The following is a 13,884-nucleotide window of genomic DNA, read 5'->3' as shown; positions in this document are numbered from 1 at the left end:
AACAAATGAAAAAAGCAAAATATATTTTGTTCGTACTGGTTATTGCCGGTATGATCAGTTGCAAGAAAAGTTTTTTGAACCAGGAACCCTATGGCAATTCGATACAGGCCAGCACCTTTTATAATACCGTAGACGAAGCAACAGGGGCCGCTATTGCCTGCTATAAGTACATCGATTTTGACGATTGGTGGCAAACACAATGGTGGAAACAGGTTGGCGGTGAAGCTGCGTCTGATAACGAATGGATTGGCATTAACGGTGGACAAGGTACCGCCGTGCAAGCAGCTCATTACACGCTGAATGCCGAAAATGACCGGATCGAGGCACACTGGATAGAATTGTATAAGAGTATTTATATTTTCAATGCCACGATAGAAGGGATCCAGGGGTCGAAAATTGATAATGGTACCATTCAAAAACTGGTTGCCGAGCTTAAGTTTTTACGGGCATTTCAGTATTTTGAACTTGTTAAAAACTGGGGAGCTATACCGTTGGTTACCAAAACGCTGGGGCCGCAGGAAAACACTTACAGCAGGACAAGCGCAGCAGATGTGTATAGTTTTATTAAACAGGATCTTAACAGCGCGATCACTGTGCTGCCAGGCAAGTCGCAGTATAGCACCGTAGATAAATTCAGGGTATCAAAGGGGGCAGCTCAGGCGTTGCTGGCTAAGGTTGATCTTTACACAGAAGACTGGGCGGCCGCTCAAACTTTAACTGGCCAGATCATAGCGTCAGGCGATTATACGCTGGAAACTTCTTTCGGTAATATCTGGCAGACAACTAACCATAACGGCCCGGAATCTATTTTTGAAATTCAATACCAATACTCAACACAATATCCCAATTTAGGCAATGTGTTTCCAACCACTTCAATGCCCGGAACAGAAGGCGGCTGGGGGTATTTTACACCTACGAGTGATTTAGAAAATGCCTTTAAGTCGCAAGGTGACAGTACCAGGCTGAACTGGACAATCATGCGCAATGGTTTTCCGGTTGCGGGTGATCCGGCCAATCCGGTATTTAATGCCAACCCAAGCCAATGCAAGTCAGCAAGGTATAATCGTAAAGTATACATTCCACGGAGCGAGCGAACTCCGAACGGACGCTTTTCAAAGGATCACATTTACCTGCGTTTAGCGGATGTTTACCTGATGAACGCCGAAGCGGCTGCTATGCTGCAACAGGCACCACAGGCTTTACAGTCACTCAGGATAGTTAGAAACAGGGTTGGATTGACTACTGACCCAACGCTGACAGGCTGGAACTTGATCAACGCTGTTCGTTTAGAGCGCAGGCTTGAAATGGCTTTGGAAGGTGACCGTTTATACGATATCCGTCGATGGAAAGATCAAAGCGGCCAGCCGGTGATCAACAGCATACTTGGGCCTAACGGCAGTTTCGTGAAATACAACACGCAGCAAAGTAAAGACCCATATGAAACTAAAAACCTGAATGAGCCGCAAAATAAGGGTGTCAGCTTCGTTGCAGGAACACATAACCTCTGGCCAATTCCTTCAAAGGAGATTATTGCTTCTGAAGGCAGGATTTCGCAAAATCCAGGTTATTAATTATCAGCCGCCGGGTTACCGGCGGCTTTAAACTGATACTATGAATAAGAAATTGCAAACAGTACTGTTGTCCCTGGTCTTGCTGGGAGTAACAACTACTTATAGCTGCGCAAAAAAAACGGCAGTAAACAAGGATACAAGCGGTTGCCCTACCGGGGGGACCAGTCCATGCGTACAAGCCGATGCCCGGATTATTGTTGATTTGGGAAACCAGCAGCAAACTGTTCAAAGCTTCGGGGCTTCAGATTGCTGGACAACCAAATTCATCGGAAAATGGAATGACATTACCAAGAAAAATCAGATTGCTGATTACCTGTTCAGTATGGACAACRACCAGCAAGGCAACCCCAAGGGTATTGGTCTTACGTTATGGCGCTTCAATATCGGTGCCGGGAGTTATGAACAGGGTACGAATAGTGGGATACCGGATGAATTTAGGCGGGAAGAATGTTTTCTGGATGCAGCTAATCATTATAACTGGGACAAACAGGCTGGTCAGCAATGGTTCCTTACCGCCGCGAAAGCACGGGGCGTTCAGAAGTTTTTAGCTTTTTCCGTTTCTCCACCGGTACAGTTTACTCAAAACAATAAGGCATATGGATTGGGAAACAGCCATTTGAATTTAAATGCTGGAAAAAAAGGCGACTTTGCCGATTTTCTGGTAAATGTATTAGCACATTTTCAATCCACAGGTGTGCCTTTCAATTACCTTAGCCCATTTAACGAACCTCAGTGGAACTGGGGAGAAAACCCTTCGCAAGAGGGCACCGGCGCTACCGATGTCGAAATTGCAGATTTTATCCGTTTGCTTGGTCCGAAAATGAAGGCCGCCGGCTTAGCGACAACCATTTGTGTGGGCGAAGCCAATCAATGGAACTCACTTGATGCCAATAATCCCGACGGGCGGGGCGATCAGATCAACCAGTTTTTCAACAGAACATCGTCAAACTACATTGGCGATGTTCCTGCTATGGAACACCTGCTATCGGCCCATAGTTATTTCACAACCTGCCCGGGTGCTGATTTAATAAGCTATCGCCAGAATGTAGCGAATAAATTAAAAACAATAGATCCGACATTGCAGCTTTGGCAGTCAGAATTTGGCATTTTGGGAGATATTTGCGGACAGTTGAACGGTTATCCCAAAAACACCGGAATTGATTACGGTTTATATGTTGCCAAAGTGATTCATCATGACCTCACGGTGGCAAATGTTACCTCCTGGCAATGGTGGCTGGCAGTTGATACTTATAATTATAGCGATGGCTTGGTGTATATCAATGATCCCAGTGGTGGTTACGATCTCAATAGTATGAAAACCAACGGCTTGGTGAGCGACTCTAAACAATTATGGTGCCTTGGTAACTATTCCCGTTTTGTGAGGCCAGGAATGGTTCGGGTTAGTGCGGCACTAAGTGATGTCACCGATCTGGTTACTGCTACGGCAACGCAGATGACTTCAGCGTACAAGGAGGCACAGTCTAAACAATTTGTGATCGTGGTTATCAATATGAGTACCGATACTAAAAAATACACAGTCGATTTAGGCACTACACAGCCTGCAGGGAACTCAATTGATGTTTATACTACAGCTGCCGATAAAAATCTTAAAAAAACAACCATACCTTACGGTGCAATAACGCTGGAGCCACGTTCTGTAACAACGTTAACCGGCCATTATCAGTAATGCAACACGTTTTCATGAAAAAAATCGGATTTCTACTAATAGCTATTTTGACCAGCCTGACGCTAAGGGCTCAAGTGAGGCCATTATCTCTTGCCGGAACCTGGCAATACCGGCTTGATTCGTTGGATAAGGGCTCTGCTGAGCAATGGTATCAGCAAAAATTTACGGGCGAGATAAAATTGCCCGGCACGCTGGATGACGGAGGTATCGGAAAAGCAGTAAAAGTTGATACATCTGCCCTGACTAAAGATGTAATGCTGCACCTTTCCAGGAAGCATCGGTATATTGGCGCCGTATGGTACCAGCGTACTTTTACCCTAAGCAGCCGGATGAGCAACGCACGGTTATTGCTTGAAAGGGTGATCTGGAAAGCTGACTGTTGGATTGACGGAAAACAGGTAGGAACACAGGAAAGCCTGATTGCACCGCAGCTGTTTGATTTGGGAAAACTTGAAGCAGGTAAACACGTGATCACGATTCGTATTGACAACCGCAAGCAACATGACATCAGCATCAATGACTTTGCGCATACCTATACCGACGGTACACAAATAATCTGGAACGGTGTCATCGGAAAAATACAACTGACCGATTTGGGCAGGAATGCAATAAGGGATACTAAAATTTTTGCTTCCCTGGCGAATCACAGTGTCAGGGCAATTAGTAAATTCAGTGGTGATGGTAAGGCAAAGACTTATGTGCGCACTGCCTTACTTTACGGAAAAAAAGTCCTGATGCAGAGCCAACCCAAGGTTGTTAATGCTGATCAGCAGGAAATAACCTTCCAGGTTCCAGACGCGCAATCCTGGGACGAGTTCCATCCACGATTGTATCAGCTGCGCACGGAATTGACCGACGGACAGGGCCGGGTATTGAACACCAGGGTGGATAGTTTTGGTTTCAGGGATATCGCAGCAGCCGGAAATGAGCTTAAAGTAAACGGGCACCCGCTTTTTCTGCGCGGAACGCTTGAATGTAATATTTTTCCGCTTGAGGGGCATCCTCCTATGGGCACGGCAGGATGGCTTAAAGTGTTTAAAACAGCCAAAGCTTATGGGCTTAACCATATTCGTTTCCATTCCTGGTGCCCGCCTGAGGCAGCATTCCGGGTAGCCGATTCACTTGGCTTTTACCTGCATGTTGAACTGCCGCTCTGGAGTCTGACGGTAGGTAAGGATCAAAAAACATTAGAGTACCTGGAGCAAGAAGCTCAAAATATTATTCAAAATTATGGGAATCACCCCTCGTTTTGTTTCTGGAGTATGGGCAACGAACTGGAAGGTGATTTTGCCTGGCTGGAAAACCTTGTCCAAAAACTTAAAAAGGAAGACAACCGGCATCTGTACACCACTACCACTTTCAGTTTCCAGAAAGGACATGGTAAAACACCGGAGTCTGTAGACGATTACTTTATTACCCAATACACCGATAAAGGCTGGGTTAGGGGACAAGGTATATTTAATACCGATGCCCCTGATTTCAAGACTGATTACAGCAAAACGCTGGAAGGTACGCGGGTACCGCTCATTATTCATGAAGTTGGCCAGTATTCCGTTTATCCCGACCTTAATGAAATAGCTAAATATACAGGAGTGCTTCGTCCTGCCAATTTTGAGGCAGTACGAAACGATCTCCGCAAAAAACAAATGCTTACACTGGCTCCCGATTACCTCAAGGCCAGCGGAGCGCTCGCTGTGCAACTCTACAAAGAAGAAATTGAGCGGGCTTTAAAGACCCACGGCGTTGGCGGATTTCAACTGTTGGACCTGCATGATTTTCCAGGCCAGGGGACAGCTCTGGTAGGGATCTTGAATGCTTTCTGGGATAGTAAAGGATTGATCGAGCCACATGATTTTCGCAATTTTTGCGGCCCCGTTGTACCGTTAATCCGGTTTGAGAAGGCTGCTTATAACAACAATGAGCGATTCGAGGCTTCTGCCGAGGTTGCTAATTATAGCGATCATCAAATTGACGATGAAATTCGATGGTCGGTCACCTCTGCCGACGGGCATATTAATTTTCAGGGCTCGCTTGGCAACAAATCCATTCCTATTGGCAACGCCCAGGTGGCAGGTCATTTTTCAGTTGACCTGAAAAAAATAGATCAGGCCTGCGAGCTGACGGTCACCGTTGGTATGACTAAATCGAAATTCCATAATAGCTGGAAAATATGGGTGTATCCCGAGAACTTACCCGACGGGCCTGGCAACGTAATTTTTACGACCGCGGTAGACAGTGCCATCAGTTATCTGGAAGCAGGAAGAAAAGTTATCCTGAACCCGGACACAGGAAGCATGCATGGCATAGACGGCCGTTTTGCGCCTGTTTTCTGGAGCCCGGTCCATTTTCCTGACCAGCCGGGCAGCATGGGCTTGTTGATTGACAAGAAACATGGCGCATTGGCAAACTTCCCTACAAATTTTTATACGGATTGGCAATGGTGGGACCTGGTAACAAATTCCAGATCGCTGCTGCTGGATAAACTTCCGGCTCAGCCTAAACCGATTGTTCGTGTTATTGATAATTTTTTCAGGAACCGAAATCTCGCTACGTTGGTGGAATTTAAGGTTGGATCCGGCAAATTGATTTTGTGTACCATGGATATTCATAATAAACTGTCAAGCCGGCCGGCCGCTAAGCAATTACGCTACAGCCTTATCCATTACGCGGAGGATAGTGCTTTCCAGCCAGCAGATGAAATCAGTACCATCACTTTGCGCAAGTTATTGAATGACGATCGAAAGGTTAAATAATCCATGCTTTCAATCAATAATCCATTGCCTGCCAGGCAGGCAGGGGTTATTTTAGCATATCCAAAAACAACAAATAATGAGTGCTTTTAGCTTACAATCAGGCTTGGGTATTGGTTATTCACGTTTTTCCTGATTTGTGCTGTGGCTCTACCAGCGTTATCGGGAGTACAATTAATAAAAACCATAACTACCTAAAAACAAGTTTTAAGACATGCAAATTATCGCAGAAAAGCAAACGACATATAAATTTAACAACCGGTACATTTTGGGTATCTCATTTATATCGGCATTGGGTGGCTATCTTTTTGGATTTGACTTTGCAGTTATTTCAGGTGCACTCCCGTTTCTGAGGACTGCCTTTCATTTATCCAGCTGGTGGGAAGGTTTTCTCACCGGTTCCCTGGCTTTAGGATGTATTGCGGGTTGCCTGCTGGCCGGGAAACTTGCAGACCGGTACGGGCGGCGTCCGGGTCTGATGATCGCGGCTGCAATTTTTGCCTTTTCATCCATTGGAATGGCTTTTGCACCTGGATTGGCATTTTTTGTTATCATGCGGTTTTGCGCCGGGGTAGGCGTAGGTATGGCTTCTATGTTAAGTCCGCTTTACATAGCAGAAATATCCCCGGCACATATGCGCGGACGTAACGTAGCTATTAACCAATTAACCATTGTTACCGGTATCCTGATCACTAACCTGGTTAACTATCTGCTTTCTGATATGCACGAAGCCTGGCGCTGGATGTTTGGCCTTGGGGTAGTTCCTTCATTGCTGTTCTTGCTTGGCGTATTTTTTCTGCCGGAAAGTCCGCGATGGCTGATCTCTATGGGTAAGCAAGCCAAAGCGGTAAGCATTCTCACCAAAATTGGCTCAGCGGAATTTGCACAAACGTCTGTAACGGCTATTGGACAATCGCATCAGAAAACCGGTCAGTCATCGTTTTCAGCAGTTTTCTCTAAATCGGTCAGGCCTGCGGTCATTGTTGGTGTTACATTAGCCGTTTTTCAGCAATTATGCGGAATTAACGTAGTATTTAACTACACTTCCACAATTTTCAAGTCGGTAGGCGCAAATCTGGATCATCAGTTGCTGGAAACAGTGGCTATCGGTGTTGTAAACTTGCTTTTTACATTGATAGCTATGTGGCAGGTAGATAAACTGGGCCGTCGACCGCTTATGCTGGCCGGATCAATCGGGCTGGCACTATCCTATATCGTACTGGCTGCTCTTTTGAAATATCAGGCCCCGGCCATTTGGATCTCTGCATTTGTACTCCTTCCAATTGCGCTGTATGCTACTTCATTGGCACCCGTTACCTGGGTGTTGATTTCAGAGATTTTTCCCAACAATGTTCGGAGCGCGGCCTCTTCGGTGGCTATCGTTTCGTTATGGATAGCTTACTTTATACTCGTGTTCACTTTCCCTATCCTCGTGGAGCATCTCGGCACTTATGGCCCCTTCTTTTTATATGCCGGCATTTGTTTTATGGGGTATCTGTTCGTTAAAAGTCGGGTCAAGGAAACGAAGGGACAAACGCTCGAACAATTGGAGCACAATTTTACAGGACATTAAGTTAATTATAAATATGACAGTTCAAGTTTGGCAAGAAAAGGTTGTTATCCCTACCTATCAGGTGGCCGAAGCGGATAAAAATCCGATGTTTTTTGAAAATCGAATTTACCAGGGAAGCAGCGGCATAGTTTATCCGCACCCGGTTATCGAAAAAATTGCTGATGAGAAAGTTGATCAGGAATACAACGGCCTTTTTTTAGAGAATAAATACCTCAAAATTATGATCCTTCCGGAAATCGGAGGACGTGTACAAATGGCCTATGATAAGATCGCCGGCCGCCACTTCATTTATTACAACCAGGTGATCAAGCCGGCCCTGGTAGGTTTGTGCGGGCCATGGATCTCTGGCGGGATCGAGTTTAACTGGCCGCAGCACCATCGCCCGAGCACTTTTGACCCGGTGGATTATAAGATAGAAGAAAACCCGGACGGCAGTAAAACCATCTGGGTAAACGAAGTGGAGAAAATGTTCCGTACAAAGGGAATGGCTGGGTTCACCTTGTATCCTGACAAATCCTACCTGGAAATCAAAGCACAGCTTTATAACCGAACCAATTTGCCACAAACCTTCCTTTGGTGGGCAAATCCAGCAGTGAGTGTGGACGACTATTACCAAAGTGTATTTCCGCCAGATGTGCATGCTGTATTCGATCATGGTAAACGGGATGTTTCCAGTTTTCCGATTGCTACAGGCACTTATTATAAAGTTGATTACTCGCCGGGAACCGACATTTCGAGATATAAAAATATTCCTGTTCCGACATCGTATATGGCCGTCAATTCAGAATATGACTTTGTGGGAGGTTATGAACATGATACAGAAGCTGGCGTGCTGCATGTTGCAGACCATCATGTTTCACCGGGCAAAAAACAATGGACCTGGGGCAACGGCGATTTTGGGGTAGCCTGGGATCGTAATCTTACTGATGAAGATGGCCCATATATCGAACTCATGACCGGGATGTTTACAGACAATCAGCCAGATTTTAGCTGGCTGATGCCTAATGAAGAAAAATCCTTTACTCAGTATTTTTTGCCATACCGGAAAGTTGGTCTTGTTAAAAATGCCACCCGGAATGTATTGGTAGGCTTGGAAAAGGAAGCGGGCGAACTTAAGGTCACTATTTTTGCTACATCGCGTTTTGAAAATGCCCACATTGTGCTTGCTACACAGCACCAAACGCTTGAGGAGTGGCAGGCATCGTTAAGCCCGGAAGACATTTTTGCCAAATCAGTAACTGCGCCGGCTGCTCCATCTGCTTTATATAGCCTGACGGTTTATAGTGCCTCGGGAGAGGAGCTGGTTTCTTATACAGAATCAGATGAAGAGCGCGAATTGCCGGAAGCTGCAAAACCTGCTCTTTTGCCGGAGCAAATTGATTCTGCCGAGCAGCTGTTCCTGACCGGTCAGCACCTGGAACAATACCGCCATGCCACCTACAGTCCGGTTCCTTACTACCAGGAAGCATTAAAACGTGCGCCCGGCGACATCAGGAACAATAATGCCATGGGTTTGTGGCTGCTGAGAAAAGGTAAATTCAGTGAGGCGATACCTTACTTCAAAAAGGCAGTGCAAACAATAACCGGTAAAAATCCCAATCCTTACGATGGAGAGCCTTACTATAACCTCGGGCTTGCTTATTGGTATACCTCAGATTACAAAAAAGCTTATGATGCTTTTTTTAAGGCTACCTGGAATGCAGGATATCAGGATGTAGCTTATTTCGTAGTTGCACAAATTGATCTTAAAAATAAGGATGCGGAACGCGCGCTGGAGCATATTAATATTTCAATTGACCGGAACGCCCGGAACGGAAGGGCTTATATGGTCAAGGCAAGAGCGTTGCGTATGTTGTCAAGGCCGGAAGAGTCATTGGATGTGTGCCGTTATGCACTGAAAAGAGATGGTTTTAATCTGAGTGCCCTTTTTGAATTATATCGAAGCCAGCAAGCACTACTCATGCATGAAGATGCTGCTGAAAGCTTAGCACAATTGGGCAAACTTGGACGCGGCCAAGCGCATACGTTAATAGAATATGCAATAGACTATGCCAATGTTGGGTTATATAGTGAAGCTATTGAGCTGCTTTTAATGGCTAACGATAAACCTGAAAATAACCCTATGCTTGCTTATTACCTGGCTAATTTCAATTTCCTGAAAGGTGACCAGGAATCGGCAGATCGTTATCTGAAAATTGCTGCTAGTGCTAATCCCGATTACTGTTTTCCAAACCGGCTTGAAGATATTGCTGTGCTGCAATTCGCTATTCGTCAAAATAGTGTTGATGCAAAGGCTTCCTATTACCTGGGGAATTTGTGGTACGACAAACGGCAGTATGCCGATGCGATTGAATGCTGGGAACGTTCTGCGGATATCGACACTGCATTTCCTACCGTATTCAGGAATTTGGCTATCGCTGCATACAACAAGCAAAATGACACTGAAAAAGCACTTATCCTGTTCGAAAAAGCTTTTAGCCTGAATCCGAATGATGCGCGCGTGTTAATGGAACTGGATCAGTTGTATAAAAAACTTCGCTATGACCCTACAGCACGACTAAAATTTCTGACTGAAAATGCAGACGTTGCAAAACGGCGCGACGACCTGTACCTGGAAGTAGCCGCATTAAGGAACTATCTGGGCGATTACAATGCTGCATATGAGCAGATAATGAACCGTAAATTTCATCCCTGGGAGGGAGGGGAAGGCAGGGTTTCCGGCCAGTATATTTATAGCCTGGTAGAATTAGCAAAAGCGGATATTAGCCATGCTGATTATGATGCAGCAATTATTAAATTAAACCAGGCACAAGAGTATCCGCATAGTTTAGGTGAAGGAAAACTACCCGGCGCGCAGGAAAATGATATCTTTTACTGGTTAGGCTGTGCCTATGATGGTTTGGGTGATACAGAAAATGCATTGTTTTATTGGACCGAAGCAACCCGTGGACTTAGCGAACCCAGTGCAGCGATGTTTTATAATGACCAGCAACCCGACAAGATTTTTTATCAGGGCCTGGCCTGGAATAAACTGCAGAAGGCAGAAGTAGCCCAGGAAATATTTAGTAATCTGGTGAACTATGGTTTAGAGCACGAGCATGATGAAGTAAGGATCGACTACTTCGCTGTATCACTGCCGGATCTTTTAATTTTTGAAGATGATTTAAAACTTCGGAACTATATCCATTGCCGTTATATTGTTGGCTTGGGTTACCTGGGGCTTAAAAAGCTGAATGAAGCTGAATTGGCATTCACTGATGTTATAATAAACGATGTTATGCATTTTGGTGCGCAGACCCATCTCAGGTATTTGACCGAACTTAGAAACAACCCATCGGTGGCCGCAGTTAACTATAAGTAAATTTAGATGGGAAATAAGTAATAGGTATTTGTAAAGATAGGTGGAATTCCCCGTCTACGTTTTTTAAACCGCCAATATTAAATTCCTTTGGCATGATGGGAAGCTGTTGATGTTCTATCCTTGGCTGGATGTTCCAGAGAAGGATAGAACATAACATTCCAGCTCAGATGTTTAATGGGCTATTTTTCAGAACAGTTAATTTGATATTGAAGAATAAATTGGTCGGATTTCAAGATAACCTTTTAGACTGGCTATGCTTTGTTTGTTGAGCTTGAACAACTAAAATAACACCATTAAATGGCTGATCATCCTATCCAACATGGGGTGAATTATTAAATACATAATCATTGGGCGGCGGATTTGGTGCCAGTGGTGGGTGACAAAGAAGAGGGGACAAGAAGTACTCAAACAATATTTTTAGACTGTTGAATACTCAAAGATATTTGCGGTTTTAAGTTTAAGCGCTTTACTGATTATTACGAGGACTGAACCTATATAAGATTATACAATTTCAGGGAATATTCAGGCAGGTAATTATTGTTGCTTTATCAGATGTTGCGTGACCGGGGGCTGCTTTCTAACGGATTGCTTTCTGATACGGCTAAGCGTTTCTCTTGTTAGACCAAGGAACGATGCGATCATGTACAACGGTACACGATTGTACAGGCTCGGATATGTTGCAACAAAACTTTCATATCTCAATTCCCCCGTTTCGCTGATATTGCTATAGATCCGGTTCTGATGCGCTTCGAAATTCCTGGCAGTTAAATGTTCGATCATCTCTTTAAAAGCTGGAATTGTATCGATAAGATATGCCCATCTATCTTTGGTGAATAAGATCAGTTCGCTGTTTTCCAATGCCTCAATATAACAATTGGAAGGCTGGCCACTCATGAAACTGGTGTAATCGGACATCCACCAGTTTTCTATGGCAAATTTCATGATATGTTCCTGCCCGTCGTCTGCAACCCTAAATAACCGGAAACTGCCCTTTACGACGAATGCACTGAAACTGCTGACCTGTCCTACTTCCAGTAAATATTGACCCTTGCGAACCTTTTTCGTTACCGAAACGCTTTGGATCATATCCATTTCGTTTTGGCTAAAGCTTCCTTTTTGCTGAAGATATTTTATAAAAATGTCAAACATTTAAAATAGCTTTTAACAAAGCTATTCAAAAGCCTCCGGTTTTCGTGACGAACCGAGACGAAAATGTTTTTTCAATGACCGTCAGCAACATGTAGATCTTTGATGATGGGTGTCAGCAGGCTTACAAGGTGAAAATTTAGAGACGATCAGCCCTGATACAGCCAGCGAAATGGCAAAAACTGCATTCCAGTTTGAAGAAAGAGTGATATCGTTTGTCTTATTAATTTCCATGGTACAAAACAAAAGCGGGGAGCAGTTTCCTGCCCCCGCTTTTGTAATTATTTCATTAAGCTGATGTTGGTCAATCCGCCATCAGAAAGAATTTCCGTACCGACGATAAAAGCTGAATCATCCGAGGCCAGGAATGTGGCAGCTTTCCCGATATCGGAAGGCGTTCCCTGCCTGCCGACGGGTGTGATGTCTACCCATAGATTTTTGACAAAATCGACCTGGTCCTCAGGAACAATTTTACCAAAAACAGGCGTATCGATAGAACCCGGTGATATTGTATTTACCCTGATCTTTCTCGACAGCAGGTCGAGAGACAATCCCTTTGCCAAAGAGATAACAGCGGCTTTTGCAGCGGCGTAGATGGTCATGCCAGGTGCAGCGCGATGTGCGGCACTTGAACCGATCAGTATGATCGAAGCTCCGTCATTTAAATAGGGAAGTGCTTTTTTTACCGTGAAGTAAGCACTTTTCAAATTGAGGTCCATGTACTGGTCATAGTTTTCTTCAGTCACTTCATCTATGCCCGACATAGGTACGCCGTCAACTATCCCGCCCGCGTTGACGACCAGTATGTCGATCTTACCGAATTTATCAGCGGTCACGCTAAATACATTCTCCAGGTCAACTAAATTGGTTACGTCTCCCTTAATGCCGATGAATCCTGATCCAAGCTCTTTAACTGAACTGTCTAACGTTGCCTGGTTCCTCCCAGTAATGGCACCTACCGCGCCTTCATTCATCAAGGCTTCTGCGATGCCAAATCCTATACCGCTATTACCACCGGTAACGACGGCTACTTTGTTTTTTAATTTCACTTTCTTAATAATTTATTTCATATCAAAGGTGAGACATTTCAGCCCCAGGGGAAAAGGACATTCGTCAACAATGCAGCGTGATAAATGTCAATAAATACTGATAAAACTGGCTGCAAACCGCAGGTTCTATTACTATCTCACTGTCGATGAACGGGTAGGTGATTTGCTGAGAGAGCAGGTTAATGCTGCAAAAACATTGAGCCGTATCCAACCCAACCGCAAATTGGAAGGAATACGGAATCGGCCGCAGCCTGAGTTTTCTTAAGATAAGATCCCGGCGGGTTTCGGAACCGATTTCGGGGCCATCGCCGCTGCCTGGCTTACTGAATGGGAACGTACGGGGAATCTGCAGATCAGGCAAAATCTTGTAAACAGTTTGCAAACCATTGCTGCCCAGCCGCATGTTTTTTTCACCGGGCATGGCACCTATACGCTCGCACATTGCATTTGCTTGAGAACGGTGCTACTAAACGCAAAATTAGCTATTGGTACGGAGCACGTTCCAAACAAGAAATTTTCTAATACGATTATTTCCAAAAATTAGCTGCCGATTATTCCAATTTTAACTTTCAACTTGCATTGTCAAGTCCACTGAAAGATGATGAGTGGAACGGTCATCATGGTTTTATACATGATATTGTTTATCATCATTATTTAAAGATCATAAAGACATTGGCAATGTTGAATTCTATTTATGTCGCCCTCCCATGATGATAAAGTCATGTAATAGAATGCTCTCAGAAATTG

At 44.6% G+C, this 13,884-nt stretch carries 8 protein-coding genes; 6 read left to right on the top strand and 2 right to left on the bottom strand.

Annotation, left to right across the window (positions count from 1 at the left end):
• Positions 1-5 precede the first annotated feature (5 nt).
• The 5 genes from AC1DUD_RS07475 (at position 6) to AC1DUD_RS07455 (ending at position 10,942) form a co-directional block, all read left to right on the top strand.
• The gene (locus AC1DUD_RS07475; RefSeq protein WP_477373156.1) at positions 6-1,571 is read left to right on the top strand and encodes a RagB/SusD family nutrient uptake outer membrane protein; all 1,566 of its coding nucleotides are present in this window, start codon (positions 6-8) and stop codon (positions 1,569-1,571) included.
• Between the two features lie 40 nt (positions 1,572-1,611).
• Positions 1,612-3,258 (top strand): glycoside hydrolase, encoded by a 1,647-nt coding sequence (locus AC1DUD_RS07470; protein ID WP_477373154.1) that lies wholly within the window; start codon positions 1,612-1,614, stop codon positions 3,256-3,258.
• A gap of 14 nt (positions 3,259-3,272) precedes the next feature.
• Positions 3,273-6,011, top strand: a complete 2,739-nt coding sequence (locus AC1DUD_RS07465; RefSeq protein ID WP_477373152.1) for a sugar-binding domain-containing protein — start codon at positions 3,273-3,275, stop codon at positions 6,009-6,011.
• A gap of 211 nt (positions 6,012-6,222) precedes the next feature.
• Entirely contained in the window at positions 6,223-7,581 is a 1,359-nt protein-coding gene (locus AC1DUD_RS07460; RefSeq protein WP_477373150.1) for a sugar porter family MFS transporter, read from the top strand.
• Between the two features lie 13 nt (positions 7,582-7,594).
• Positions 7,595-10,942: a tetratricopeptide repeat protein gene (locus tag AC1DUD_RS07455; protein WP_477373148.1), complete on the top strand. Its 3,348-nt coding sequence runs from the start codon at positions 7,595-7,597 to the stop codon at positions 10,940-10,942.
• A 534-nt stretch (positions 10,943-11,476) separates the two neighbouring features.
• Here AC1DUD_RS07455 and AC1DUD_RS07450 read toward each other — a convergent pair.
• Entirely contained in the window at positions 11,477-12,091 is a 615-nt protein-coding gene (locus AC1DUD_RS07450; protein WP_477373146.1) for a Crp/Fnr family transcriptional regulator, read from the bottom strand.
• A 278-nt stretch (positions 12,092-12,369) separates the two neighbouring features.
• Positions 12,370-13,137 carry an SDR family oxidoreductase gene (locus AC1DUD_RS07445; protein WP_477373144.1) on the bottom strand — a complete coding sequence of 256 codons (768 nt, stop codon included), beginning with the start codon at positions 13,135-13,137 and terminating at the stop codon, positions 12,370-12,372.
• Between the two features lie 271 nt (positions 13,138-13,408).
• On the opposite strand from AC1DUD_RS07445, the gene AC1DUD_RS07440 reads away from it, so the two are divergent.
• On the top strand, positions 13,409-13,681 hold the full coding sequence (locus AC1DUD_RS07440; protein WP_477373866.1) for an exo-rhamnogalacturonan lyase family protein: 273 nt from the start codon (positions 13,409-13,411) through the stop codon (positions 13,679-13,681).
• Positions 13,682-13,884: the final 203 nt, after the last annotated feature.

This window comes from Mucilaginibacter sp. P4_A11, assembly GCF_056402535.1.
This window is presented reverse-complemented; position numbering and strand designations above follow the sequence as displayed.

Coding starts and splice junctions, on each gene's coding strand:
- AC1DUD_RS07475 (WP_477373156.1), top strand. CDS start 6: ATGAAAAAAGCAAAATATATTTTGTTCGTACTGGTTATTGCCGGTATG.
- AC1DUD_RS07465 (WP_477373152.1), top strand. CDS start 3,273: ATGAAAAAAATCGGATTTCTACTAATAGCTATTTTGACCAGCCTGACG.
- AC1DUD_RS07460 (WP_477373150.1), top strand. CDS start 6,223: ATGCAAATTATCGCAGAAAAGCAAACGACATATAAATTTAACAACCGG.
- AC1DUD_RS07455 (WP_477373148.1), top strand. CDS start 7,595: ATGACAGTTCAAGTTTGGCAAGAAAAGGTTGTTATCCCTACCTATCAG.
- AC1DUD_RS07450 (WP_477373146.1), bottom strand. CDS start 12,091: ATGTTTGACATTTTTATAAAATATCTTCAGCAAAAAGGAAGCTTTAGC.